21 protein-coding genes and 2 pseudogenes are annotated in these 25,568 nt (G+C 44.2%); 11 read left to right on the top strand and 12 right to left on the bottom strand.

Features of this window, described 5'->3' with window-relative positions; all coding sequences use genetic code 11:
* The first annotated feature begins 4 nt into the window (after positions 1 to 4).
* A complete protein-coding gene (locus AS141_RS02895; protein ID WP_057936104.1) occupies positions 5 to 583 on the top strand; it encodes a DUF3347 domain-containing protein in 579 nt (192 codons plus the stop codon).
* Between the two features lie 195 nt (positions 584 to 778).
* Here AS141_RS02895 and AS141_RS02890 read toward each other — a convergent pair whose 3' ends face one another.
* Positions 779 to 1,942, bottom strand: coding sequence for an ATP-binding protein (locus tag AS141_RS02890; RefSeq protein WP_057936103.1), 1,164 nt, complete (start codon positions 1,940 to 1,942; stop codon positions 779 to 781).
* Between the two features lie 518 nt (positions 1,943 to 2,460).
* Here AS141_RS02890 and AS141_RS02885 point away from each other — a divergent pair.
* Entirely contained in the window at positions 2,461 to 3,120 is a 660-nt protein-coding gene (locus tag AS141_RS02885; protein WP_057936102.1) for a metal-dependent transcriptional regulator, read from the top strand.
* Between the two features lie 186 nt (positions 3,121 to 3,306).
* On the opposite strand, the gene AS141_RS02880 is transcribed toward AS141_RS02885, so the two are convergent.
* The 8 genes and pseudogenes from AS141_RS02880 to AS141_RS02850 form a co-directional block, all read right to left on the bottom strand.
* The gene (locus AS141_RS02880; protein WP_057936101.1) at positions 3,307 to 4,530 is read right to left on the bottom strand and encodes a M56 family metallopeptidase; all 1,224 of its coding nucleotides are present in this window, start codon (positions 4,528 to 4,530) and stop codon (positions 3,307 to 3,309) included.
* Between the two features lie 3 nt (positions 4,531 to 4,533).
* Positions 4,534 to 4,902: a BlaI/MecI/CopY family transcriptional regulator gene (locus AS141_RS02875; protein WP_057936100.1), complete on the bottom strand. Its 369-nt coding sequence runs from the start codon at positions 4,900 to 4,902 to the stop codon at positions 4,534 to 4,536.
* 187 nt (positions 4,903 to 5,089) lie between these two features.
* Positions 5,090 to 5,515 carry an energy transducer TonB gene (locus tag AS141_RS02870; RefSeq protein ID WP_057936099.1) on the bottom strand — a complete coding sequence of 142 codons (426 nt, stop codon included), beginning with the start codon at positions 5,513 to 5,515 and terminating at the stop codon, positions 5,090 to 5,092.
* Between the two features lie 168 nt (positions 5,516 to 5,683).
* A pseudogene (locus tag AS141_RS27265) lies at positions 5,684 to 5,989 on the bottom strand (energy transducer TonB); the annotation flags it as partial.
* Positions 5,990 to 6,205: 216 nt separating this feature from the next.
* A pseudogene (locus AS141_RS27260) lies at positions 6,206 to 6,580 on the bottom strand (M56 family metallopeptidase); the annotation flags it as partial.
* Between the two features lie 359 nt (positions 6,581 to 6,939).
* On the bottom strand, positions 6,940 to 7,314 hold the full coding sequence (locus AS141_RS02860) for a BlaI/MecI/CopY family transcriptional regulator (RefSeq protein ID WP_057936097.1): 375 nt from the start codon (positions 7,312 to 7,314) through the stop codon (positions 6,940 to 6,942).
* Between the two features lie 227 nt (positions 7,315 to 7,541).
* Complete coding sequence (locus tag AS141_RS02855) at positions 7,542 to 8,378, bottom strand: DUF4249 family protein (RefSeq protein ID WP_057936096.1); 837 nt, start codon at positions 8,376 to 8,378, stop codon at positions 7,542 to 7,544.
* 1 nt (position 8,379) lies between these two features.
* On the bottom strand, positions 8,380 to 10,782 hold the full coding sequence (locus tag AS141_RS02850; RefSeq protein WP_057936095.1) for a TonB-dependent receptor: 2,403 nt from the start codon (positions 10,780 to 10,782) through the stop codon (positions 8,380 to 8,382).
* A 143-nt stretch (positions 10,783 to 10,925) separates the two neighbouring features.
* Here AS141_RS02850 and AS141_RS02845 point away from each other — a divergent pair, with 143 nt between their 5' ends.
* From AS141_RS02845 to AS141_RS02830, 4 genes are all read left to right on the top strand, one after another.
* On the top strand, positions 10,926 to 11,891 hold the full coding sequence (locus tag AS141_RS02845; RefSeq protein WP_057936094.1) for a VWA domain-containing protein: 966 nt from the start codon (positions 10,926 to 10,928) through the stop codon (positions 11,889 to 11,891).
* Positions 11,892 to 12,536: a tetratricopeptide repeat protein gene (locus AS141_RS02840; RefSeq protein ID WP_057936093.1), complete on the top strand. Its 645-nt coding sequence runs from the start codon at positions 11,892 to 11,894 to the stop codon at positions 12,534 to 12,536.
* Complete coding sequence (locus AS141_RS02835; RefSeq protein ID WP_057936092.1) at positions 12,526 to 13,155, top strand: hypothetical protein; 630 nt, start codon at positions 12,526 to 12,528, stop codon at positions 13,153 to 13,155. The genes AS141_RS02840 and AS141_RS02835 overlap by 11 nt, the downstream gene beginning before the upstream one ends.
* Before the next feature lie 141 nt (positions 13,156 to 13,296).
* Positions 13,297 to 14,475 carry an acetyl-CoA C-acyltransferase gene (locus tag AS141_RS02830; protein WP_057936216.1) on the top strand — a complete coding sequence of 393 codons (1,179 nt, stop codon included), beginning with the start codon at positions 13,297 to 13,299 and terminating at the stop codon, positions 14,473 to 14,475.
* A 36-nt stretch (positions 14,476 to 14,511) separates the two neighbouring features.
* Here AS141_RS02830 and AS141_RS02825 read toward each other — a convergent pair whose 3' ends face one another.
* The 3 genes from AS141_RS02825 to AS141_RS02815 are packed head-to-tail and all read right to left on the bottom strand — an operon-like array spanning position 14,512 to position 20,341.
* Positions 14,512 to 15,630 (bottom strand): efflux RND transporter periplasmic adaptor subunit, encoded by a 1,119-nt coding sequence (locus AS141_RS02825; RefSeq protein ID WP_057936215.1) that lies wholly within the window; start codon positions 15,628 to 15,630, stop codon positions 14,512 to 14,514.
* A gap of 43 nt (positions 15,631 to 15,673) precedes the next feature.
* Positions 15,674 to 18,931 (bottom strand): efflux RND transporter permease subunit, encoded by a 3,258-nt coding sequence (locus AS141_RS02820; protein WP_057936091.1) that lies wholly within the window; start codon positions 18,929 to 18,931, stop codon positions 15,674 to 15,676.
* A 15-nt stretch (positions 18,932 to 18,946) separates the two neighbouring features.
* Positions 18,947 to 20,341, bottom strand: a complete 1,395-nt coding sequence (locus AS141_RS02815; protein ID WP_082632162.1) for a TolC family protein — start codon at positions 20,339 to 20,341, stop codon at positions 18,947 to 18,949.
* 577 nt (positions 20,342 to 20,918) lie between these two features.
* On the opposite strand from AS141_RS02815, the gene AS141_RS02805 reads away from it, so the two are divergent.
* From AS141_RS02805 to AS141_RS02785, 5 genes are all read left to right on the top strand, one after another.
* Positions 20,919 to 22,004 carry a toxin-antitoxin system YwqK family antitoxin gene (locus tag AS141_RS02805; protein WP_157243370.1) on the top strand — a complete coding sequence of 362 codons (1,086 nt, stop codon included), beginning with the start codon at positions 20,919 to 20,921 and terminating at the stop codon, positions 22,002 to 22,004.
* Between the two features lie 60 nt (positions 22,005 to 22,064).
* Positions 22,065 to 23,003, top strand: coding sequence for a phosphoribosylaminoimidazolesuccinocarboxamide synthase (locus tag AS141_RS02800; protein WP_057936088.1), 939 nt, complete (start codon positions 22,065 to 22,067; stop codon positions 23,001 to 23,003).
* A 180-nt stretch (positions 23,004 to 23,183) separates the two neighbouring features.
* Positions 23,184 to 23,564, top strand: coding sequence for an STAS domain-containing protein (locus tag AS141_RS02795; protein WP_057936087.1), 381 nt, complete (start codon positions 23,184 to 23,186; stop codon positions 23,562 to 23,564).
* The gene (locus tag AS141_RS02790; protein ID WP_057936086.1) at positions 23,561 to 24,478 is read left to right on the top strand and encodes a ribonuclease Z; all 918 of its coding nucleotides are present in this window, start codon (positions 23,561 to 23,563) and stop codon (positions 24,476 to 24,478) included. The genes AS141_RS02795 and AS141_RS02790 overlap by 4 nt, the downstream gene beginning before the upstream one ends.
* A complete protein-coding gene (locus AS141_RS02785; RefSeq protein WP_057936085.1) occupies positions 24,475 to 25,266 on the top strand; it encodes a queuosine precursor transporter in 792 nt (263 codons plus the stop codon). The genes AS141_RS02790 and AS141_RS02785 overlap by 4 nt, the downstream gene beginning before the upstream one ends.
* The last annotated feature ends 302 nt before the right edge of the window (positions 25,267 to 25,568 follow it).

Genomic DNA, 25,568 nt, shown 5'->3' with positions numbered 1-25,568 from the left:
CACTATGAAAAATCTAAAAACACCTTTTGCCGTTTCCTTACTCATTACCCTTTCTATTGCCTGCTCAGGTAAATCCGGTGAAAATCATTCACAGATGAATGATTCGGACACTCATGAAATGCACGAAGCTGAACCAGCGGAGAAAATCGCCCCAACAATCTCAACAGTAGCATTCAAAGAAGAATCAATGACCCAGATTTTCAGTGCATACTTGGCGTTGAAAGATGCCCTGGTACAAACGGATGGTGAAAAAGTAAGTGCTGAGGCGAAAAAACTAGAGACTTTACTGACTGAAGCAAAGTACAATTCTATCAGGGAAGATGCGAAGAAAATTGCAGAAAGCACTGATCCTAAGGTTCAACGGCAATCATTTATCAGTCTTTCGGATCAAATGATAACATTGGCCAAAAACAGTGAGCTGGTAGCAGGAAATTTATTTCTGCAACATTGCCCTATGGCAAATGGCAATAAAGGAGCAAATTGGATCATCCTTTCGGAAGAAATCAACAACCCCTATTTCGGGGATAAGATGCTGAAATGCGGTTCTGTGACTGAAGAAATCCAGGGAATTGCCAAACAATAACGAGCGTATGCCTAGTATTTCAGACCTAGCATAAAATGGAGTGCTTTATTTAAAGAGTAGAGCTGACCACTGTCATTTGTGGTCAGCTCTAATCCTGATGATCATTTCACTAAAGAGCTTTAACAAAAGAATCGGATGGTGTGGTAGGTTTGAAAAGCCGGGGATATTCCTTGCGTACCAGAGTTCAAGTCATCTCTATTGATCGGGCATTTTCCAAGGTATTACCTGTACATTGCTTCGGACTAAAGCTTGATCCCCACCATAAACCAGGTACGGGCGGACAGCTTGTGGCTTTACCAATTCTATAAAATGTTGCAGGTTTTTAAATAGCGCCCCGCTTAATGTTTGGGTAGATTTAACCTCATATACATCAACCGTATCTGCAGTTTTAAGTAACAGGTCAATTTCCAATCCATTGTGATCCTGCCAAAAATAATAACTGAGATGCCGGTATCGGTTCTCATTAAACTTTTGAAAATTGGCAATCACGAAATTCTCAAATATATTTCCCTTGAGTCTATTAATTGCCAATTCTCCAGGTTCACGAATTTGCAATAAATGTGTCAATAAACCCACATCATAAAAATACAGTTTAGGCGTTTTCACCAAGCGCTTATTAAAGTTCTCATGATAAGGATAAAGTAAAAATACAAGATAGCTACTTTCTAAAACAGACAACCAAGCCTTTGCAGTAGGTTGTGATATATTACAATCATTAGCCAATGAGGTCAAATTCAAAAGCTGCCCTGCCCTTCCTGCACACAAACCCAAAAACGTTCGAAAGCTATTTATATCATGAATATTGACTAACTCGGTCACATCCTTTTCAATATATGTACGAATGTAATTGGCATAAAAATCCGTTGGATCTAAATCTCGATGATAAATGGCAGGGTATCCTCCCCGAATACAGGCATCCAAATAATTAGCCGGCAATTTTTTGGCTTGCTCTAATTCCTGGGTGTCCAAAGGCAGGAGTCGGAAAAGCGCAACCCGCCCTGCCAGTGACTGGGTTATATGCTTAAGTAAATGGAAATTTTGAGATCCTGAAAGGATATATTGCCCCATTTGCCCAGAGCTATCCACCAAAGTCTGCAAGTAGGAAAACAATTCAGGTACGCGTTGAACTTCATCCAATATCGTTTTACTTGCATATTGTTTAAGAAAACCGTTTGGATCCTCTTTTGCAAAAGACCGATTATCTGGATTTTCAAGAGACACGTACCCATAGTCGGGAAACAGCGTTTTAAGCAAAGTGGTTTTGCCGGATTGTCGTGGACCCGTTACTGCCAATATCGGGTATTGTGTAATCCGTTTCCTTATCTCCTTAGCCATTGTTCTCTCTATCCATTCAGGCATAATCACGCGATTTTATTTCAACCAAAGTTAGCTAAATTTTGGAATATCTGAGTTTAAATTTTGGAATATCTGGACTTAAATTTTGGAATATCTGGACCTAAACTTTGGAATATCTGGACTTAAACTTTGAAATATCTAATTCGAAAGTATTTGAATATCATTGCCGACAGCGTTCTATGCATGTGTAATCTGTTTGGTTGCAAGGGCATGGACTAACATGTTGCTAACTGTATCGATCCGAACACGTGAGAGAATGTTGCCGTGGTTGCAAACATGTGCCGTGCCAGATGGAAGGCAATGTTTATCAGTATCACATATATCACAAATGCCAGCAATTCCCCTTACACATAAAATACTGAGCGGAAATTCTACCAGACATAAAAAAACAATCTTGAAAATAACGTATTTGTTTCTCTCATACGTATGGATTAAGCACTGCCAATACCTAAAGTTTGAATAATCTAATTAAATTGTTTTAAGTAAAATTTATGCATATTTGAGTACTAAAACTTTATGTAATGGCATCACAAACGGAAGAGAACTACCTTAAGGCACTTTTTAACCTTGCGAATGAGAAAGATGAGGTGAATATCTCAGAGCTTGCTGCGCAGTTGCAGGTAAGTATGCCAACAGTAAACAGCATGGTAAAGACGCTTCAAAAAAACGGGTGGCTGATCTACGAAAAATACAAACCGGTTACACTTACTCCAACCGGCAAAAGAGACGCTGCACTGGTGATCCGCAAGCACAGGTTAACTGAAATGTTCCTGGTAAATAAAATGGGCTTTGGATGGGAAGAAGTACACGAAATAGCCGAGCAGGTGGAGCATATCCATGCACCTAAATTTTTTGAGCGCATGGATGAAATGATGGGATTCCCTACCATTGACCCACACGGATCCCCTATCCCAGACAAACAAGGCCGCATCCAGGAAGTCAATTACCTCAGCCTCTCGGATTGCAAAGCCGGTCAGACCGTCATCCTGGCCGCTTTGACCAACTCATCCTCTGAATTTCTGGAATTTCTAAATGGCCGAAATCTTGGTCTGGGTATAGAGCTAACTGTCAAGTCTAAGGAAGCTTACGATCAGAGCATTGTGGTCAGCTACCTAAACCATCCACGGGAGACCCTTTCTGAAAAAGTCTGTGAAAAACTACTGGTGAAAGTGGTAGAGTGAATTACCCACCCATGACAGAGCCGATGGGTTGGGCTTCGGGGGTCATAGACTCGCCCAATGGCAACGCCTCATCCCGTTTTTGTTTTGTGTCCGACTGCATCCCGCAACCAGACAATACCTTTATACCCTGTGTTTCTTTGGCTGCGCTTAAAATCTACGATTATCTCGTAGATTTTGGTAAATTTTTTAACGGGAATAAGTCAGTGTAATCGTACCGGCAACAGTACCCATCGGAGTTTCCGTTGAAACTGCATGCACTGTTTTCAGAAGATCATCGCTTAATTCTTTAATCTCGTATACGGTTACATTTTCTTTGGCATCTGTGGTAATCAAGTTATCCCCTTCCACTTTCCACACACCGCTTCCGTTCATGTCGTCCGGTCCAACTAGGATTTGATAAGTCCCATTTTCCCTAATTATCAACTTACCATCCATATGGAGCTGTTTACCTCCCTCCATCATCGCGGTCATGTCCGGCCCTTCTGTTTGCTCAAAGGAGAAATCATTCCCTGACCATGTACCGATAATCTTTTTAGTACCTCCGGCCATATCGCAGGAGAACAGCCCAATCATAAGCACCACCAGCGGTACTGTCAGCAGAAATCTGCTTTTGAGCATACGGTTTGATTTAGTTTTGTTCATCATAATTATTCGTTTTTTGGTTTGAAATTGATTGAAATTATTCATGAATTGAAGTCCGCAGTCAGCAGTGAGCTGCTTCAATAATAGTCTGGAATAAGAAATGGGAGAATAGATCCGGGTTACAATCTGATCAGCCTGGAATTCATGGATCTCGCGCAGGTACTGCTCTAACAGGTAAATCAGCGGATTGAACCAAAAAAGCACTTTGGCAAGCTGGATAAGCATAACGTCTACAGAATGATACCGATCCACATGTACAGATTCATGTAAAATAATCTGTTGGTGCTCCTCATTTTCAAGATCAAGAGCAGGGAGGAATATGTACCTGAAAAATGAGGAAGGAATAAACCTTGGATTTACCACTATAGTCCTTCCCCCATAGTGAACTTTCGAAGAATGGCGGATCATCAGCACCGTCCTGGCCACTCCCAACAGAAGTCTCAAAAAAGTAATTACCACTCCAAGCAAATAAACCCCTGCGACGAGTAGTTGCCAGGACAACGCAAACCCTTCTTGTTCCTGATCAGTTGCACTGACTTTGGCCTCTACCCATTCTATAGAACTGCTCAAGGTTGCCACTGACGCTGTGCTTAAAAAGCCAAAATCCAATGAGATCAAAGGCAGAACTAAGGATGCAAGCACTATCCCGATCAGTAGTGCGCGATTGCCCTGGAAGAAAGTCAGTCTTTCAAAAAAACTTTTGTAAAAGATCAAACCAAGTCCGAATGCCAAACTCCCTTCCAATAAGTAATTGATCAAATAATTCATGGTTTATTGCTTTTTTGAGTAGTCATCTATCAATTTCTGCATTTCCTGAATTTCTTTTTCCGACACCTTCTTTTCCTTCACCAAGAAAGACAACACATTCTCCACGGATCCTCCGAAGAAGTTCTTTACCAAGTGATTAAAACTTTTCTTCCGGTAATCACTTTCAGCGACCAGGGTATAGTACTCGTTGGTCTTTCCATAAGACTTATGTCCGAGATACCCTTTTTTCTCCAACACCTTTACTGTTGAAGCCAAGGTGGTATATGGGGGCTTGGGAGCTGGAAGCTCATGCAGAACATCCCGGACAATGGCCCGGTTAAGCTTCCAAAATATTTTCATGATCTGTTCTTCGTAGGCTGTTAATTCTTCCATGATTCCAAGGTAAAAAACAGCGCTTAAAAAATCTACGACATTCTCGTAATATTACGTAATCATCGTAAATTTTAACATTAATAAACAGAACTAACAGCCAGTGGATTACCAGATCAGTTAATTTTTCTGGACACAAAAAAACATCCGAAGATTCTCCGGATGTTTTTTACAACTAATTAAAACTTAACTATAGCTTAAAATTCACAGGTAGCATCATCTGTGTTTTGACAATGTTCCCGTCCTTTTTTCCAGGTTTCCACTTTGGCGATTCCTTCACCAGCCGTACAACTTCCTCATCACAGCCTTTCCCTATTCCCCGGACAATTTCCACATTGGAAATCTCACCGGATTGCTGCACTACAAACGATACCATGACCATGCCCTCGACTTTTGATTTTCTTGCGGCCTTCGGGTACTTCATATTTTTGGCCAGGTAATTATTCCATCCGTCAATTCCTTCAGGCGGCGTTGGCATTTCGTCTACTTCCTTATAGACTTTCCCGGATTCTGTCTGCGCAAGGGCCGTATGACCGGGAAGAGCTGTAAAAAAGAGCAGTGCAACCAGTAGAAGTGGAATTGTTTTTAACGGGGAATATTGGGTTGTTCGTTTCATAGTGTATGGTTTAACTGTATTTTCATCTATCAGAAATCCCGAATACCCCGGATTCCTGCTAGTTAATTTAATCTGCTCAACTTAATTATAACCTACCACCACTGTGGATGGATGATCTTCTTCAACTTTAAAGTCTATTTTTACTTGGTTCACCACTTCATCCCCGCCGAGCTTAAACCGTATCGGCAATCTCATTCTTGTATTAACGGCTACCCCGCTCTGCGATCCAGGTATCCAGTCAGGTGCATTTTCTATTACCCGGATAGCTTCTTCATCAATACCTCCCCCGACACCTCTAATAACTTCATAATCTGAAAGACTGCCGTCTGTATTTACCACAAATGCCACAATTACAGTCCCTTCTATCCCCATTCTTCTGGCCTGAGCCGGATAAGACAAATTATTGCTCAGGTATCTATTCCATCCATCCATCCCACCCTGAGGACTTGGCGGACTTTCCACCACATCAAAAATCGTCTGTCCGTCTTTGGCCAGTTTCCTTGCCGTAAAGTCTGTAGTCACTAAATTCGCCTTATTTATTTCGCCTTCCATAGTCGGTCCTGCTATATCTTCCTCGGGGGTGATCTCGCAGGAAAACACGAAGAACAGGGCCGCCAACACAGGGACCGCAAGCAAGAACCTGCGCATTTCCTTTTTCTGGGATTGTGGTTTACTCATCATAATAATTCGTTTTTTGGTTTGGAATTGGTTGAAGTTATTCATGAAGTGCCAGCCCTGTCCCCCGGTGATCATCTGAAGCAATAGACCGGAATATTCCTTCCTGGAGTACGTGGAAGTCACGCCTTGGTCAGCCTGGTATTCATGCACTTCCCTAAGCGACTTTTCAAACTGGTAGATCAGTGGATTGAACCAAAAGATGATTTTGGCAAACTGGACCAGAAGCAAGTCCCAACTATGTTTCAGGCGTACATGCATCGATTCATGCAGTATGATCTGCTTCTGCTCGGATCTGTCCGGATCGAAATCAGGAAGCAAAATGTAGCTGAAAAAGGAGGCCGGTATAAACTGTGGATGCACAGCAATCCAGTAATTCTGGTATTGCATCAACCTCGACTTGCCCAGCAGACGCTGTGAGGTAAAAAAGCCCAAAATCAAGTGAACAGTCATCAGGATTACCCCGGCCAGATAGGTATAAAAGACAATTTCCTGCCAGGAAAGGCTGAGCGTTTCCTGCGCTGCTTGCTTGCCTACCAAAAATTCAGGAAGTACAATTTCCCCCGTACCGATTGATGCCATCCCTAAATTGAAAGAGAGCATCGGAATGATAAAGGACAACATCAGCATACTGATCAAAATCACCCGGTTGAGTGTGAAAAAAGTCAACTCACTCAATACAAAGCGATAAAAGAGAACCGTAATGGCGACGCAGATGCTTGCTTCGGCCAGATAAATTAGGATTGAATTCATGACTCAGTGGGTTTGTCCATATCATCGATCATCTTCTGTAAGTCTTCAATTTCCCTGTCAGAAATCTTGTTTTCCTTCACCATAAAAGAGAGGAAATTACCCACCGAACCTTCGAAATAGTGCTTCACCAATCGATTCACGCTTTTTTTACTGTATTCAGCCTGTGAGATCAGAGGGAAATACTGGTGGGTGGTGCCGTAAGCTTTGTGATCCAGATAACCTTTCTTCTCCAATAGTTTAATTGAGGAAGCCAGGGTGGTGTAGGGTGGCTTAGGGTCTGGAAGCTCTTCAAGTACATCGCGGACAAGCGCTTTTTCGAGTCTCCAAAAAATTCGCATTATCCTTTCTTCGTTGCTGTTTAATTCGTTCATACCCCTAAAGTAAAAACGAATTCTTAATAATCCTACGATTTTTTCGTAAATCAACGAATGAAATGAAAATAGATTAAAAAAACAGAACTGACACCCCTCTATACTCCTTTAATAATCAAAGATTTGACCTCTATCACTTCACAATAAAAAACCTGTAAAAGTCAAACCTCTCTGCTCTCTATTCCTATCTTCGCCAGTTTTGAAGAAGGGAAATCCCATAAGCCCTGTCAATCATCTTCCGGCTCGATGAGGACCGAGGCAGTTAAGATCGGTGCTACGCTGAAATAGCCCAACACCCCTGAGCTTCCCGCCAGCACCCTGATATTGGTATCGGGATTTTGGGGAGGAGGACTGAATAACCCACCGTCACTGTAAAGAAGGTTGACCAGTTGCACTAAGTAATTGTAGGGCTGTCTGTTTAATCTAAACAACTCCAGCCTTACTTCATCCCCTGCATCAAACTCGTATCCCAGTTCAAGCCCATCTTCAAAAACGGTAAGGCCAAAGGTATCATCAAATAGCAGGTAATCGTCCCGGTCATTTTTCAGTGTGTCATTTTCGATTACGCGGATCCGGTAGTAATTATTGTCCTCAAAAGGGATTTTACCATATACTTTGATATAGTAACCTTCATCCCTGAATAGCCTTTCCTCCTCATAGCTATAGGTGACACTATCGACGACAGGCGGTTCCAGCATCACACCATCTGCTTCATATTCATTCTCTTCCCATTTGACAACCAACCGATAGCTTTGACCAGTTTGGGCTATCCTACCCGGATTTGTAGGCCGGTAGCTGGACGTTTTGGGATCGTAAGAAAAAGGGATCATATCCTTATTTCCTGTATTCAGGATATACACTTCAGCATCCTTGAGCACATCTGCCTCCGCACTGTCATAGTAGTCCTGGGAGAGACTTATCTTCACTTCATTATAGAAAGGCCTGTCTGTCCAGGTCGCTTCAATTACAGGAATCCGGGATTCTTCTGACCGCAGGGGAAGTTCTACTTCCTCCTGACAGGAAAAACCCAGAATAGCCAGGAGTATGATGCAAAATCTGTTCATGTCAAAATTCAAAATTATAGGTAATTGAAGGCAAAAATGTAAATAGGTAAGTCATCACTACGCCCTGCCTCACGCTTTTTATTGGGCCATCATCTGCGCTTCTATAGTTGATATCATCATTATAAATCTCTCTGAATTCATAGGAGAAAGGATTTTTCCGTCCATATAGATTGTAAATGCTGAAATTCCAGCTTCCCTTCCATTTTCGTCCTTTATCGGCATTTCTCCAGGTAACAGAGGCATCCATTCTATGGTAATCAGGAAACCTGTCCTGATTCCTATACTCAGAATAAAGTGGCACAGCCTGTAAATCCACGGTGTAAAGCCCCACCGGAAACGAAACTGCCTGGCCCGTGGTATAGATAAATGTCAGCCCTGCAGACCATGAAGGTGAAAACTCATGATTTAAAACCAATGTGATGTCATGGGGACGATCATAGCGGGGGTTATACTTCATGCCTTTGGATACCCCCGGGGTTTTGCGCCAGGAACGTGACCAGGTATAAGCCAGCCAACCCGTAGTTTTTCCAACATTTTTTCTTAACAGAAATTCGGCACCGTAAGCCCATCCATTCCCTGAAAGTATCTCTGTCTCAATTTGGTCTGTAAACAGAATTTGAGCGCCATTTCTCAGATCTATGATGTTTTTGAAATCCTTGTAATATCCTTCAAGCGAAAACTCCCACTTGTTGCTATCGAAATTCCTAAACAACCCTAGCGAAACCTGGTCTGACCTGATCGGCGGAACATACGTTCCTGCCAAAATCCACCGGTCTATAGGCAGTCCTGCCGAGCTGTTGGATGCGATCTGTACGTATTGGAAATTGCGGTTATAGGCTGCCTTGACCGAAAACTCCCCATTGATTAAATACCTAAAAGCAATCCGGGGCTCCAGTCCCTGATAGAATTTAATATGTTCGAGGCTCTTATAATTCAACGTATCGGTGATCTGGGCATCCGGGGTTGGAACTTCACCTTCATATAGGTAATCCACTCCCTTACCCACTTGGGAGTAAGCCCCCCACCTTAGCCCCGCTTCAGTACTTAATTTCGGGGAAATCTCATAGGTCATCCCTGCAAAAAGATTATTGAGCAGGCCATTTTTAGGGTTTGTATCCAAAGGCTCTATAGTACTGTCCCCAATCGGATTCAGCTCAATTGGTGCAAAATGATAAAACTGGCTATGAAACCCCCAGTAGGTCTGAAGTGATTCGCCTTTAAGAAAAGTCCACACTCCTTTCATACCCGACTCGGAAAGATTATTGTCCCACTCAAACCCATTGGACGGGTCATCCAGCTCCACACTATATTTATACCTGGAATGATATCCCTGCAGATCAAAGAACAACTTATCTGAAATATTTCTATTCCACTGGGCTGAAGATACCCAGTTGGTCCAACCCAGCCCGAATTCGTCATCAAGACCCAGGAAATCCCTTCCCTGATAGCTTGAGACGGTAAGCTTATCCTTTTCCCCCAGCATGAACGTAAACTTTCCACTCAGATCATGAAAATTCAGCTTGTTACTGTTGATATCATTGTTATCCGAGAGTTTCAAAAACAGATCAGCATACGTTCTTCTGCCCGAAACCACAAAAGTAGATTTATCGGAAAACAACGGCCCCTCCAACGTCAGTCTTGAGGATATACTTCCTATCCCTCCTTCACCGTGAATCTGTTGGTTGTTTCCTTCCCGAAGCGAGACATCAATCAGCGAGGAAAGCCTGCCTCCAAAAGATGCGGGCATATTGCCTTTATAAAGCTCTACCTGATCCAGTGCATCAGGATTGAACACAGAGAAAAAACCAAAGAAATGTGAAGGATTGTATACTGGCGCCCCGTCCAGCTGCACCAGATTCTGATCCGCAGACCCGCCACGGACAAATAATCCTGTAGTGCCCTCTCCGGCAGTCTGCACCCCGGGAAGTAACTGCAAACTCCTGAACAGATCTACTTCTCCAAACAATGCCGGGATATTTTTAATGGTTTCAATAGGAACTGTTGCTTTGCCGGTTTCCATATTCCTGACCTGCTCATCAGGCCTTCTCTCCTGGATGATAATCTCATCCAGAGACATTTCCTGGGCTTTCATGAAAAACCGTTGGGTTTTATCCAGGTCTTTGGCCGTAATCACCCTTGAGGAAGTTTCAAACCCGACAAAAGATACTATTAATCGCGCTGGCAGGGATTTGATCTCTATTCTAAAAATCCCATTTTCATCAGAAACTATCCCGTTGGACACATCTCCTTCCCAGTAAACACTTGCTCCGGGAAGCGGATATGAATTACTTGCATCAAGTACTTCGGCAGAAAAAAACCGGGTATCCTGTGCGGAAAGCTGGGAAAAGGGTAAACAAAAAAGAAAAATGAAGAGAAAATTACTCACTCTGGCAGTTGACCACATGCTGCATTAATTAGAAAACTATATCCAAAGCTACACGATTCAAAAAAATTAATGTTTGTTAATTATTAAGAACATTTGAATTTATGGTCACCACTTGCAGCATTCCTTCTTTTAAAGTAATCTTTATTTTATAATTTCAAGCCATGATTTGGGCATATCCGGATATAAAACTCCCTCTCCTGCTAGCCGCCATTTTCGGCTTGCTGTATTTTATTTATCTATTCCGCTATTGGAAGATCAACCGTAAGCTTGAAGTGCAAAAGCGTAGATTGTTCACCAAGATAGTCGTCAGAACAGTCTATTTCGTACTTTTTCTTATTGCGTTTGCGGGTCCTTCCATCGGGACATCCTTGAAAGAGATCCAGGAAGAAGGCAAAGACATCTTTATTGCCGTGGATCTGTCCCAGTCCATGAATGCCACTGACATAGGCCCCAGCCGACTGCAGCGTATTAAGTTTGAATTGAAAAACCTGACTAAGAGCTTTCCTTCGGACAGAATAGGATTGATTATTTTCAGTTCGGAAGCATTCCTTCAATGCCCCCTTACCTTTGACCAAAGCGTGTTGCAACTGTATATCGATGGATTGAATACGGGATTGGTCCCTAATTCCGGGACAGATCTCAATAGCCCGCTGAGAATTGCCGAGGAGAGGTTTCTCAATGATGAAAGCCCGGAGGTGAAATCCAAGTCAATCATTCTGATCTCTGACGGGGAGAATTTCGGGGATGACCTGTCGGAAATCGGTTCCCGGTTGAATGAGGAAGGAATAAAGGTGTTCTCCCTCGGGATCGGCACTGAAGCTGGCAGCAGTATCCCAAGAGGAAATGGACTGGTAATTGATCCACAAACAGGGAAGCCCGCACAGACTATCCTGGACCGTACCCCGCTTCAACAGATCGCAGCGGAAACAAATGGCCAGTATTTTGAGATTTCGGACCAGGTTCAGGAAATGGGCGGTCTAACGGCTGCATTGGAGCGGGTAGAAGGAGGGGTAACCGGGTCTAGAATTGTAGAAGCTTCCGCTAATAAGTATTTTTATTTCCTTTTGGCAGGCTTACTGTTGTCTTTGCTTGACATGATGCTTCCAATCAAAACCATTAAACTATAAATGAGCTGGACTAAGTTGACATTGGCTGTTTTTCTTCTGATTCCTGCGTCCTGGACCCGGGTCTCCAGGTTGAATTCCGCCATTGACGTGGCAGCAGAAAGCTTTGCCAAGGCTGAATATGAGCAGTCTATTACCAATCATCAACTCCTTGTTGAGGAATTTGGCTATGCCTCTGCGGAGCTTGATTACAACCTTGGTCTGAGCAACCACTATGCAGAAAAAGTGGATGAAGCTACCGGCTATTATGACAAAGCTTCCACAGCCACAGATAAAACACTTGCTTCTTTTGCATTCAATCAGGGAGGGGTGCTCTTGGGAAAGAAGAAAGAATATGAGCCTGCACTCAGCAAGTTTAAATCCGCACTGATCCAGGATCCCAACAATGAAGTAGCCAGGCATAATTATGAATTGCTGGCCAGATGGTTGCAACGGGATGAGGAACGCAAGAATGAGGATCAAAACAAACCCGAGCCGTCTGAGTTTGCGAAGCGCAAAAAAGCAGAAGCTGACCGGATGGTGGAACAATTCCGGTTCAAAGATGCGTTAAACCTTATGAATGGGGCACTTCAGCAGGACGAGACTGTAGCTGCTTATCAAGATTTTATCACGAGTCTACAAGAAATCACAGAGATCGATGAGAAATAAATTCTTACTACTTCTGGGAATAGCCTTCACGCTAAGCTTAGCCAACAGCGTAGCGCAGACTTCCGGCGAGTACTTCAACCGTGCGGCCCGCTCCTATGTGAAAACTGAAAAAGACCAGGCCCTGGCAACTGTAAACGATGGGTTGTCCAAATTTCCCGGTGATGCAAAGCTTCAGGCATTAAAAGAAAAACTGGAAAAAGAACAGCAGGAGCAGGAAAAGCAAGACCAGGAGAACAAGCAGAACCAGGACCAACAGAATCAGGAGGAAAAACAACAGCAGGAAGACCAGCAAAGCCAGGGAGAAGACGGTGAGCAGCAGGAATCCAAAGAAGATGGAGACAAAACCAATGAGGACAGAGCCGAAGAATCCCAGGCTGGCGATCCTTCAGAGCAAAGTGAGGACAAGCCGGGTGAAAATGCCAACGATCAGATGGATGCCAATCTAGCCGATAAGCAAAAAGCCATGGAGGAGTTTAAGGAAAAGTTAAAAGCGATGAACCTGACTCCTGAGCAGGCAGCCCAAATCCTGGAAAGCATGAATGCAGCAGAACTGCGATACATCCAGCAAAACAAGAAAAAGGCTACAGAGAGACCTAAAAGGGGCATTCCTGATTGGTAAATTCATTTCTGAGGTATGCTTTCGGCTATAGGATTTTGTTGACATCTCACTGGGAGCAAGCAACAAATGACATGCTGGATCTCCCTTTCTTTACCCTATTCCCACGGTTCAACTTTACACCGCTAAACCCAAATAACTATGATCAAAGAAGTATATATCGTTTCAGCAGTAAGAACTCCCTTGGGAAGTTTTGGAGGAAAATTGGCAGGGCTGACGGCCATAGAATTAGGAAGTATTGCGATTAAAGGGGCTTTGGAGAAAGCCGGGGTCAAAACAGAAGCTGTTCAGGAAGTTTTTATGGGAAATGTCATTTCGGCGAATCTTGGGCAGGCACCTGCCAGACAGGCTTCTATTGGTGCGGGGATAGGCTATAACGTTCCATGTACCACAGTTAACAAGGTATGCGCCTCGGGAATGAAAGCGGTTATGTTTGGCGCGCAGTCTATCATGTTGGGCATCAATGACGTGGTAGTCGCTGGCGGGATGGAAAGCATGTCAAATGTGCCTTTCTATGTACCCAAAGCCCGGTTTGGCTATAAATATGGAAATGCAGAATTCATCGACGGGTTGGTAAAAGACGGGCTTTTCGAAGTGTATTATAAATTTCCTATGGGAAACTGTGCGGACAATACGGCCAAGGAGATGAACATCAGCCGCGAAGATCAGGATGCATATGCGATACAATCCTACCAAAGATCCGCTGATTCTTGGGCTAAGGGATACTTCAAGGATGAGGTGGTGCCGGTAGAACTAAAAGGACGGAAAGGTGAAACTATCCTGATAGACGAAGATGAGGAATACAAGAACGTGATGTTTGACAAAATCCCTTCACTTCGGCCGGTTTTTGATAAGGAAGGGACAGTCACGGCAGCCAATGCTTCCACCATGAACGACGGAGCTTCGGCTTTGGTGTTGGTAAGCAAAGAAAAAGCAGATGAACTGGGACTGACCCCCCTGGCAAAAATCAGGGGCTTTGCCGATGCCGCTACCGATCCTTTATGGTTCACCACCGCTCCCGCTCTAGCAATCCCAAAAGCTATACAGCATGCTGGCCTGACGGCAGAAGACATAGATTTCTATGAGATCAATGAAGCTTTCTCGGCAGTAGCTCTGGCAAATCAGAGAGAGTTGAACCTGGACAATGACCGGGTAAACGTTTTCGGTGGCGCAGTTTCCTTAGGACATCCACTGGGCGCATCCGGAGCCAGAATTATCAGTACGTTGAATTCCGTTCTCCATCAGAAAAACGGTAAGTTCGGCGTTGCGGGAATTTGTAACGGGGGTGGCGGTGCATCTGCACTGGTCATTGAGAAAATGTAAGCAGAAACAACAGCCAACTGGTAGAAATCACCGGACTTATTCGCTGATTTCTACTTTTACAGGAGCGTTATCCCTTATTTCCTCAGTTACACTGCTCAACAAAATATCCCCGTCCGCCAAATCTCCAAACACTTCAATCCTATCACCTCCACTTCTTCCTACGCGCACTGGAATCCAGGTAGTACTGTCATTTTCCGCTTTTATGACAAACATTCCAAGCGTAGAATTGAGGACTGCGGATTGGGGTACAGCAAAACTACTCCCATCAGTTTTGACCGGAATGGTCACTTCAGCTACCATTCTGGGCAATAGTTCGCCTTCAGCGTTGTCCACATCCATTTCTACTCTTTCAGATCGTAGGCGATCATCCAATGCCCCTGCCTGTCTGGAGACTTTCGCTTTGAATATTTTGCCCGGGAAAGAGCGGACGGTGAATTCTACTACATCGTTTTTCTTCAAGCTGGAAGCATATAACTCCGGTACATTTACCACAAGCCGGAGATTTTTCTGTTCCAGCAGTGTAAAGAGCGGTACTTCCGATCCCCTGCCGGAAGGACCTACATAAGCACCTGGACTGATATTTCTAGTGGTAATCACCCCTGTGAAAGGAGCCCTAATTTCCAGGTAATTCTTGGTGTCTGTGATTTCGCGATAGGCAGCTTTGGCAGATTCTAATTTGGCCAGATCAGACTGCTCATTGGCAAAGGCCATATCCAGATCATTTTGTGAAATAGTTCCGGGAGTCTTACTGGTTTTTACAAGTCGTTCATAATGGGCTTTGCTTGCCATATAAATAGCCTCAAAAGATTTCAACTGTGATTCTGCCCCAGCCAATTGAGAACTGAGCTCCGGGGCTTCAAGAGTCACCAACAGTTGGCCCTGCTTTACTTCAGAGCCGACATCCACTAAAATTGTCTTGACAAAGCTACTGACCTTTGCATAGAGGTCCACCTGCTGGTTTGCTATAAGTTCTCCAGGAATCCGGAAAGAGGAAGCCACTGCACCTTTCTTTAAATGAAATCCCTTATGTGTCAAAACGGTAGTCCCGGTTGTGGATCCAGGGATTTTTTTCCCTTCGGATTTACAGCTTTGAACAGCCATTGCAACCACTAAACAAAGCGGCATTGTAAACTTTATAAATTGTCTGATTTTCATTTTTCTGCCAGTTAGGTAAGCAATCATATGCAATCGGTAAACATTAATTGGATGGAGGGATGTAATGGATACTTTGATCGTCTTCCGGATCAAGAGAAACGCTTTGCGTGGTACTTTTTGCCTGGGCCCATGAGAATGCGATCGGTAAAATAACCAATGCTGCAACTGTTGATGCGATCAAACCGCCAATCACCGCCCTTCCCAAGGGAGAAGTCTGCTCAGCCCCCTCTCCCATTCCTATGGCCATTGGGATCATTCCGACTACCATTGCCATCGCTGTCATTACGATCGGTCTTACACGCAGTGAAGCTGCTTCCATAGCAGACCTGGTGGCATCCGCATTTTTCAGCCGCAGTTCTTCGGCATTGGTGACGAGTAGAACCGCATTGGAAATAGAAACCCCCACAGACATGATAATCCCCATGTAAGATTGGAGATTTAGTGTTGACCCTGTTGCGATCAGTAAAAGCAGCGAGCCCAGCAGAACAGCCGGTACCGTCACCAATACCACCCCTGATACCTTAAAAGATTGGAAGTTCGCCGCAAGCATCAGGAAGATCACGACGATTGCGACTAAAAGCCCCCCTTCCAGGCTATCCAGCGTTTCGATCAGTGTAGCACTCATCCCTATCAGCTCCACCTTCAAGCCTCTGGGCAATTCGCCAAGTGATGCAATAGCCTCATTCACATCAGCTGCCGCTGTCGCCAGATCCACATCATTTAGGTTAGCCGTGACTGTTTGCATGGGGTTTGCTCCAAGATTATCGATTTCCCCTTCAGTTCTACCCTCCCCAAATGTGGCAATATCACTGAGTACCGGCCGTGCTGAGTTCCTTTTGACAGGAATCTGACCCAGTTCATCGATACTGTTCATCTGCCCTTCCGGCACCTGAATCTGCACATTATAGCTATTCCCATTGGGCCTGTCCACCCAGACATTTTTCTCTGTGAATCTGGAGGAAGAGGTAGATGCTATAAGTGAGCGTGACACATCGCTGATATCTACCCCAAGCTGGGCGGCACGGAGTCTGTCAATGGAAATAGTTATAGTCGGGTAGTTTACAGATTGCCCTATCTGAATATCCCTGAGGTAATCAACGGTTTTCAGCTTATCTATCAGTTTCCGCGCATATTCCCTGTTTGTTTCTTTGTTACGGCCCACAAACCGGACTTCAATCGGTGTAGGAGATCCCTGGCTAAGGATTTTATCGGTCAACTCTATGGGTTCAAAAGACAAGGTCATCCCGGGATTGATTGTGCTGGCTTTAGCACGGATAGCATCTTTGAGCTCATCAAGATTCACTTCGTAACCGCTTTTCAACGCCACCTGGATCACTGCCTCGTGCGGACCGGACATCCAGAGAAAAATCGGGTTGATGGAGTAAAGCTGGGGATGCAAGCCAACATAGGCAGAAGTCACTGAAACATTCTCTTTTCCGACGATTTCATCTATTCCAGCCAGCAGTTTGATCGTTTCTGCCTCGGTAGTTTCCATCCTGGTCCCGTCAGGAAGTTTCGTTCTCACCTGAAACTGTCTTCCGTCCACTCTGGGCAAAACGTCCCTGCCGATCCCGTTTACCAGCAGTGCAACCAGTCCTATACTGACAAGCAGGTAAACGATCAACACAGGCTTACGGTAAGGAAGCAATGCCCCAATCAGGTCCAGGTAACGTTTTCTGAACCGTTCAAACAGGCTGATTTTTCCATCTTTATTCTTGTCGATTCGTGCTGCCAGCAGTACTTTTTGTCCATGACTGCTTTCCGGCCCGGCCAACTCCAACTCCTCCCTTTCGGTCATCTGCATTCGGTCAGGCTTTACATGATGGGTTACTTTCATCAGCCAGTTTGCCAATACAGGCACAAAAGTCTGCGAAAGGAAATAGGATGCAATCATGCTGAATCCTATCGCCAGCGCTAGAGGAAGGAAAAGGGATCCTGGAATTCCTCCCATGGTAAATGCCGGTGCAAATACAGCCAGAATACAGAGCAGAATAAGTAATTTTGGAAAGGCAATCTCCGAACAGGCGTGCCAGATAGCGAGTGCTTTAGGCTTGCCCATATCAAAATGCTGGTGGATATTTTCAATAGTCACCGTACTTTCATCCACCAGTATTCCGATAGCTAACGCCAGACCGCTAAGTGTCATGATATTGATGGTCTGCCCAAACAGATTCAAAAACAACACAGCGGTAATAATGGATGCAGGAATCGTCAAAATCACGATCAAAGCCCCCCGTGCATCACCTAAGAAGAGTAACACCATCAACCCTGTAAGAACCGCACCGATAATCCCTTCGTGCATCAAGCTGTCCACAGCATTGATGACATATTGGGACTGGTCAAATTCAAAGGTGAGCTTCACATCTTCAGGAAGCTGATTCTGAATATCAGGAATGGATTTTTTGAGGTTTTGAACCACCTCCCAGGTGGATGCATCAGCGCTTTTGGCAATACTCAGATACACCGACCTTCTGCCATTAACCAGTGCATAACCGGATGCAATATCGGCCCCGTCTTCCACAGTGGCGATATCCTTCATATAGAGGTTGTGGACCCCCTCTTTAAAAAGAGGTATATCACCAAACTCTTCCACTGTGTTCAAAATGGTATTTGCAGGGGTCAGGTAATTTTTGTCACCGATCCGAACATTTCCTGAAGGAGTTGTAATGTTGTTGACGCGCATAGCTTCGACGAGCTGATCAGGTGTGAGGTTGTGGTCACGCAGCTTCTGGGGATCCACTTTGATAACTACCGTTCTGGAGCTTCCCCCAAAAGGAGGTGAAGAAACCAGCCCCGGAATATCAGTGAATGTGGACCGGACGTTGATATTTGCGATATCCAGCAGCTCATTGTTGCTTCTGGTGTCAGAGCTCAGGACCAATTGTCCGACCGGCAAAGTAGATGCATCAAAACGGATAATAAACGGTGGGTTTGATCCCGGGGGAAAAGCTGCCTGTATTCTATTGGAAAAAGCACTGATCTCCGCAGCCGCCTGCGCCATGTCCGTACCTGGATAAAATTCAATTTTCATCAAGGTCAGCCCTTGGATGTTTTTCGTGGTAATCTGCTTTATCCCATTGACGAAGAGGAAGATATTTACATATCGCTTGCCATAAAATGCTTCCATCTGCTCAGGCATATAACCTCCATGCGGGTGGGACAGATACAATACAGGAAGATCCAGCTGGGGGAATATATCAATCTTGATCGTGTTCACTGCCTTAATCCCAAAGAACAACAGGCCAACGACCACCACCAAAATTGTAATCGGTTTTCTCAGTGCAAAACGTATCAGTTCCATTTCAATCGCTGTGGTTTAAAGTTGGTCTTCGAATAAGCTATAATCCCCGGCTGCTGCTGCCTTGAACAGCAGGGCCTGCCACACAGTATTTGTTGCAATGGCATGATCAGTTTCTGCACGGATTAACAGATAAAGAGCCTGGGTAACGTTCACCAGGTCAGTGAGTCCATTCTCATACAGCGCCACCTGTCGCTGATAAGCCTGTGATGCTGCCTTTACCTGAACAGGGGCTTCCTCAGCACTCTCTAGTGCGTTCTGTAATTTTTTGTCAGACAACGTTGCCTGTAGGCGGATCTGCTGATCGGTTTGTCTGTATTCTTCCAGAAGTGCCTGGTTGATGAATTTCTGGGATTGGACTTGCTTGGAGGCTCTAAGAATCTGTGAAAGGTTCCAGGTAAGTCCCACACCGACCAGGTAGTTTGATCTGGTAGGGCTGATTCCATCCCAATACGAGTGGTTGAAATCCGTATTGTCCACATTATAAGTAGGCCCAAATCCAGACGCACGGGTTTGTACAATCCCGATCATAGCAATGGAAGGATACTTAAAAGTCCGCACATAGGCAGTCTGTCGCTCATTCACATTAACCCGTGCCCGGTACCATTCCAGGACCGGATGAGTTGAAAAACTTGTATCGGCAATAAACCCATATGGGATCTGAGACAGAAACAAGGTGTCCAAAGTGAATTCCTGATCCCCAGCCCCGATCAGGTTCAAAAGTTTATTTTGGGCTTCCAACTCTCTGTCCAGGGACTTGAGGTAAGCAATTTTTGCGTTGGAGAACTCTGCGTCAGCCTGGGAAGAATCCACTCCGGCGATCAGGCCATTTCTGGCCTTCGCCTTCACGATTTGCTGGAAGGTCTCAGCCCTTTCCATGTTTCTTTCGAAAGAAGCCGTAAGCTTATGGGCTGCTACTCCATCCAGATAGGCACTTGCCACCTTTACCTGATGCTGGAATATTTCCTGGGTCAGGTCCTTTTGATCCTGATCGGCAACAGCCTCAGCAGTTTGGATTCTTTTCGATGCTCTGCCAAAAGCAAAAACCTCCCAGTTGATATTTGCAACGTAGGACGCGCCAAAAGCCGCGTCCCAGTTTTGCTCACTACGGGGTAAACCCGAAGAGGAGACACCATACCCTCCAAATCCCCACAGGGGAGAGATTATCCCGTTCACAGTACCGTAATCCTGCTGGGCCGAAAGTGTAAGGTCCGGAAGATATTCCCGCTTGGCTTGCCCGGCCAGTGCTTTTGAGGACGCGGCATAGTATCCTTTGGCCCGTATATTTCCATAATTGGTCACCGCCATTTCCACCGCCTCCTTAATAGTAAGCTTTTCCTGGGCGGTCAGCTGCTGGATTGAAATCACCAGCAATGGTACAATACACCAAAGCCTGCTGTTCAAATTAATCATACATCCGATTTTCATTCTATTCAGACCTGTGTCAGTCCAGTATTTCGTTAAAACGTCATTTTTTTTTGAACAAAAGAGTTGAATTGACAGCTGATAGCATCCATAAAAAATCGGGGATATAAGCATATCTTTTAGCCCCATGGACAGCTTCCAAATCTTCTCACTTAAAGTTATTGTTGGGCTTATTGATCGCTCAAGACTTAAAAAAAGTCCTGTCTTATTGCTTAGATGCTTGACTTCCAATCCACAAAATTTCCTTTTGTCCCCATGTGAACAATGTCATGTGCATCTGATTCTTCTGCATGTTAACATAGGATCTGAAGTATACCACAAACTCGTTGATGATCCTGCTGATCTTTTTTACAAATGGAAAATGTGGTACACGAAAGAAATAGGCATGATATTTCTATAGTATGATATTCTTCAAAAAATTCCGGTATGCGATTTTTGTAGAGTAGGACACCACTTATTCAATGAAAATACGCAGGTCTGGGATTTGATCGTTCTTTTGCCAAAGAATGGAATATTTGTGAAAGATTTGACAACTTGCCCACCCCATCTACAAAACCCAATTAGTGTGAGGAAAACTATTGCTTTTGTGCTTTTCGCCATTCTGTCTCAGTTTGCTTACGGACAAGATACCGTCCGCACCTATTACGATGAGGAAGAAACCCTCATAAAGGAGATGTATTTTTTACTGAATGGCAAAGGGAACGGTGAAGTAAAGAGATTTGATGAAGAAGGAAACCTCGTTCTCATCGGGCACTTACAAGACGACCAGAAAAACGGGCTGTTTGTCGATTTGGATCCCAAATCAGGTGATACACTAAGGATCATACCCTTTGTCAACAATATCCGTTCCGGTGAATCCAAAAGTTTTTTCCCTGGAGGGAAGGTAAAGCAGACGTCCACCTATTTGGACAATCAATTAGAAGGCCTGGTGACCACCTATTATGAATCAGGTCAGATCAGCGACAAAACCCACTTCAGGAACAACAAGCCCGAAGGGCTCAGCGAAACGTTCTACGAATCGGGGAAGCAAGCTTCCAAAGTGAATTTTTCTGAAGGTCGGTACGATGGTCCTTTTGAGGAATTTGCTGAAAACGGACAGATAATCGTCTCTGCAAATTATGAGGATGGGGAATTGGATGGAATAGAAACCCAATATTATGAAGATGGACAGGTACTTTCCAGGATTAACTTCTCCAAAGGACTTTTGGATGGTATCTATGAGCTCAATTATCCCGATGGATCTCCGAAACGAAGAGGGAACTATAAGAAAGGATATGAAGAAGGTGAGTTTCTAGTCTATCACCAGAATGGTGAGTTGAGGGAAAAATCAGTTTTTCGAAAAGGAATTCCTATCCAGCCCACAGAGAACTATTACCAGTCTGGAAAAATTGAGAAGAAAACAACCTTTGATAAACTGGGGAACCGTCTTCTGGAAACTACCTACTTCGAAAACGGTCAGGTTAACTTTGCTATCAATTACCTAAACAACAAACCTGAAGGAGAAGTAAGAGTGTACAGAGAAGACGGATCGCTTGAGGAAATCAGAAGGTATAAGGAAGGAAAGTTGGATGGAAACAGGGAGTTTTTTGATGAAAAAGAACAATTGATCAAAACAGAAACCTACGAAAACGGAAACAAAACCGATAAATAATTAGAACTGGGAAGAGAAGAAAGGAAAAGCTTTTTCTATTTTTGCCCAAACGATATAAGGATGAGTAACGCAATCAAAGAAACCAATTTTCACTTCCCGGGGCAGCAGGGATTTTACAAAGGTAAAGTTCGTGATGTCTATATGTTTGACAAAGAATTGGTTGTGGTAGCATCCGATAGGATTTCCGCTTTTGATGTGGTATTGCCCAGGCCGATCCCTTATAAGGGCCAGGTATTAAATCAAATAGCCGCCAAATTCCTGGCCGCTACAGCAGACATCGTACCCAACTGGGTCACTTCTGTTCCTGATCCCAACGTCACGATTGGCATCCGCTGCGAACCTTTCAAAGTAGAAATGGTGATCCGCGGGTATATGTCCGGCCATGCTGCCAGAGAGTACAAGGCCGGCAAGCGCAGTGTCTGTGGCGTGGCAATGCCTGAGCACATGCGTGAAAATGATCCCTTCCCCGAGCCTATTATCACCCCTACTACAAAAGCCGATGAAGGACACGACCAGGACATTTCCAGAGAAGAAATCCTGAAGCAGGGAATCGTAAGTGCCGCAGATTATGAGCAACTGGAAAAGTACACCCGGGCATTGTTCCAACGGGGCCAGGAGATGGCCAATGAAATGGGATTGATCCTGGTCGATACCAAATATGAATTCGGAAAGGCCGGGGATAAAATCCTGCTTATAGACGAAATTCATACGCCCGACTCCTCCCGTTATTTCTATGCAGAAGGCTATGAAGAAAACCAGGCGAAAGGGATTGCCCAGAAGCAACTTTCCAAGGAATTTGTAAGACAATGGTTAATTTCGAACGGTTTTCAGGGCAAGGAAGGACAATCTGTGCCGGAAATGACTGACGAAATTGTAGAAAGCATCTCTGATCGCTATATTGAGCTCTTCGAAAAAATAACCGGGGAAACATTCCAGAAAGCAAACACATCCGAAATTGAGACTAGAATTGAAAAAGCAATCCTTTCACATCTAGGCTAAACCGGATAAATTATAATATGAATCGTGCCTGCCGGAGGCAGACAGATACGAAATTCCATATGACCCATAAAAATCAAATTATACACAGGTGAAATCGAGCATGACCAGAACGTCACACTCATGGATGATTATCTACCATGCGAGATTCCATCTGACCCTTAAAAGACAAATTATACTAATATGAAATATTCAATTGATAAAAAAGAACAGTACGTCATCTTCGCCCCACAGGAAGAGAAACTGGATTCCCTACTTGCTCCGGTTTTGAAATCCGAGTTGTTGACGATTCATGCTGAAGGCTTCGAGAATCTTGTTTTAGACATGAGCGGGGTAAAATATGTAGATTCTTCAGGGCTTAGCGCATTGCTGGTTGGAGATCGTGAATTCGGCAAAAACGGTGGTGTTTTCATCATTTCAGGCGTTCAGGATCATGTGATGAAGCTTTTGAAAATCTCCATGCTGGATAAAAAATTAAATTTGGTGAGTTCACTTGAAGAAGCTAGTGAAGCCATCTTTATGCATGAAATCGAAAATGGAAAAGAAGAGGAGGAGGAAGGTTGATACCGGACTTTGAAGTCACCATATTAGGAAATACCTCTTCTATTCCTGTACATGGAAGACATCATACTGCCCAAGTCGTTAGATTTGGGCAGGACTTTTTACTGCTTGATTGTGGAGAGGCTATGCAGCTGCAGGCAAGAGCCTTCAAAGTCAAAGTTTCCAAGATCAACCATATTTTCATCTCCCACCTTCATGGGGATCATTATTACGGACTGATCGGTCTACTTTCCAGCTACAGTTTGGCGAAGCGAACCACTCCGCTTACGATCTTTGGGCCCAGGGGACTGGATGAAATCATCACAACCAATTTCCGGTACAGCAACACGAAACTCCCCTATCCACTAAAGTTTACAGAGACACATGACACAGGTTTCAATTTACTGCTAGAAGCTGATCGCTACGCTGTCTATAGCTTTCCGCTAAATCACCGACTTCCGACCACCGGGTTTTTGATCCGGGAGAAACATGGACTTCGAAGTATGGTCAAGGAAAAACTGCTGGAGACTTCTCTGCCTTTTGAGGCAATCCAATCTCTCCGGGCCGGTGAAAATTACCGGGATGAATCTGGCAACCTGTTTAAGGTTAAGGATTACACCTACCCCCTTCCACCGTTGCGGACTTATGCCTATTGTTCTGACACGGTTTTCACTCCCGATTTGAAAAAGTATGTGGAAAATGCGGATTTACTATACCATGAATCCACTTTTATGGAGGACAACTTAGAACGGGCAAAAACCACTTTTCACAGCACAGCCAGGCAAGCCGCTGAACTGGCGAAAATCAGTAAGGTAAAAAAATTACTTCTGGGGCATTTTTCTTCGAGATATACAGAACTCAATCCTTTGTTGGAAGAAGCAAAAAGTGTATTTCCAAACAGCATTTTGAGTGAAGAAGGCCATACCTATGCATTATGAACAAAAGCCAAAACTCGCGTAAAACCAATCTTTTCATAATCTTGGGAGGTATCTTCCTGACGAATGCCATTCTGGCGGAAATCATTGGCGTAAAGATTTTTTCTGCAGAAAAGACACTTGGTTTCGATCCTGTCAACTGGACTTTTTTCGGTGAATATTTATTGGATTTCAACCTGACCGCCGGGGCAGTGATCTGGCCTGTTGTCTTCATCACCACCGACATTATCAATGAGTATTTCGGTAAGAAAGGGGTCAAGAAAATCTCCTTTCTTACAGCTGGATTAATTGCTTACTCTTTTATCGTCATCAGTGTGGTGACTGCTTTAACTCCGGCGGATTTTTGGCTGGATGTGAACGCGGCTACCCCGGATGGGGAAAGTTTTAATATCAGCTATGCTTTCAATACCATCTTCCGACAGGGACTGGGAATCATTATTGGGTCACTTACTGCATTTTTACTCGGGCAGTTGATAGATGTATATGTATTCCAAAGACTGAGATCCCTCACCGGGGAAAACAAGATCTGGCTCCGGGCCACAGGTTCTACACTGGTCAGTCAGTTTATTGATTCCTTTGTGGTCCTTGGAATTGCATTCTATGTGTTTGGCAACTGGAGTATAAGCCAGATCATCGCAGTGGGAATCATGAATTACCTCTATAAGATGACTGTAGCCATCGTGCTTACCCCGCTTCTTTATGTTGGTCACGGCATTATTGACCGGTACCTTGGCAAAGAACTCACAGAAGAAATGCTTGCAGAAGCGAGCGAGGATAAATCTTTTCTGTGAATTGGGATTTGAAAATTGAAGGATCACTTTTTAAATCAAGCAACATCCAACCAAAACAAATTGTCACAGCAGATTAAGGCATCATGCTTCATTGAGCAGGGTGTGCTGATTCATTATTTCATGCGACAGTCGTAAAGAAATCGAGCATGACTCAAAAGCACACACTGGTATGATTATACGCCGTAAGACATTTCACGTGGCTTTTGAAAAGCAAATTATAGACAGCTAAAAATTGAGCTCATATCCTAATCCCCAATACAATCCTCGGAAAAGCTGTCCTCCTTCTCTCCTAACCAAATATA

Origin of the sequence: Algoriphagus resistens, from assembly GCF_001442615.1 — a bacterium.
In the GTDB taxonomy this organism is placed as follows: domain Bacteria; phylum Bacteroidota; class Bacteroidia; order Cytophagales; family Cyclobacteriaceae; genus Algoriphagus; species Algoriphagus resistens.
Note: the sequence above shows the minus strand (reverse complement) of the source record. Positions and strands in the feature narration are given on the sequence as shown.

Coding starts and splice junctions, on each gene's coding strand:
- AS141_RS02885 (WP_057936102.1), top strand. CDS start 2,461: ATGGCATCACAAACGGAAGAGAACTACCTTAAGGCACTTTTTAACCTT.
- AS141_RS02840 (WP_057936093.1), top strand. CDS start 11,892: ATGAGCTGGACTAAGTTGACATTGGCTGTTTTTCTTCTGATTCCTGCG.
- AS141_RS02870 (WP_057936099.1), bottom strand. CDS start 5,515: ATGAAACGAACAACCCAATATTCCCCGTTAAAAACAATTCCACTTCTA.
- AS141_RS02855 (WP_057936096.1), bottom strand. CDS start 8,378: ATGAACAGATTTTGCATCATACTCCTGGCTATTCTGGGTTTTTCCTGT.
- AS141_RS02820 (WP_057936091.1), bottom strand. CDS start 18,931: ATGGAACTGATACGTTTTGCACTGAGAAAACCGATTACAATTTTGGTG.
- AS141_RS02875 (WP_057936100.1), bottom strand. CDS start 4,902: ATGGAAGAATTAACAGCCTACGAAGAACAGATCATGAAAATATTTTGG.
- AS141_RS02895 (WP_057936104.1), top strand. CDS start 5: ATGAAAAATCTAAAAACACCTTTTGCCGTTTCCTTACTCATTACCCTT.
- AS141_RS02880 (WP_057936101.1), bottom strand. CDS start 4,530: ATGAATTATTTGATCAATTACTTATTGGAAGGGAGTTTGGCATTCGGA.
- AS141_RS02845 (WP_057936094.1), top strand. CDS start 10,926: ATGATTTGGGCATATCCGGATATAAAACTCCCTCTCCTGCTAGCCGCC.
- AS141_RS02800 (WP_057936088.1), top strand. CDS start 22,065: ATGAGTAACGCAATCAAAGAAACCAATTTTCACTTCCCGGGGCAGCAG.
- AS141_RS02785 (WP_057936085.1), top strand. CDS start 24,475: ATGAACAAAAGCCAAAACTCGCGTAAAACCAATCTTTTCATAATCTTG.
- AS141_RS02815 (WP_082632162.1), bottom strand. CDS start 20,341: ATGATTAATTTGAACAGCAGGCTTTGGTGTATTGTACCATTGCTGGTG.
- AS141_RS02825 (WP_057936215.1), bottom strand. CDS start 15,630: ATGAAAATCAGACAATTTATAAAGTTTACAATGCCGCTTTGTTTAGTG.
- AS141_RS02835 (WP_057936092.1), top strand. CDS start 12,526: ATGAGAAATAAATTCTTACTACTTCTGGGAATAGCCTTCACGCTAAGC.
- AS141_RS02860 (WP_057936097.1), bottom strand. CDS start 7,314: ATGAACGAATTAAACAGCAACGAAGAAAGGATAATGCGAATTTTTTGG.
- AS141_RS02890 (WP_057936103.1), bottom strand. CDS start 1,942: ATGCCTGAATGGATAGAGAGAACAATGGCTAAGGAGATAAGGAAACGG.
- AS141_RS02795 (WP_057936087.1), top strand. CDS start 23,184: ATGAAATATTCAATTGATAAAAAAGAACAGTACGTCATCTTCGCCCCA.
- AS141_RS02850 (WP_057936095.1), bottom strand. CDS start 10,782: ATGTGGTCAACTGCCAGAGTGAGTAATTTTCTCTTCATTTTTCTTTTT.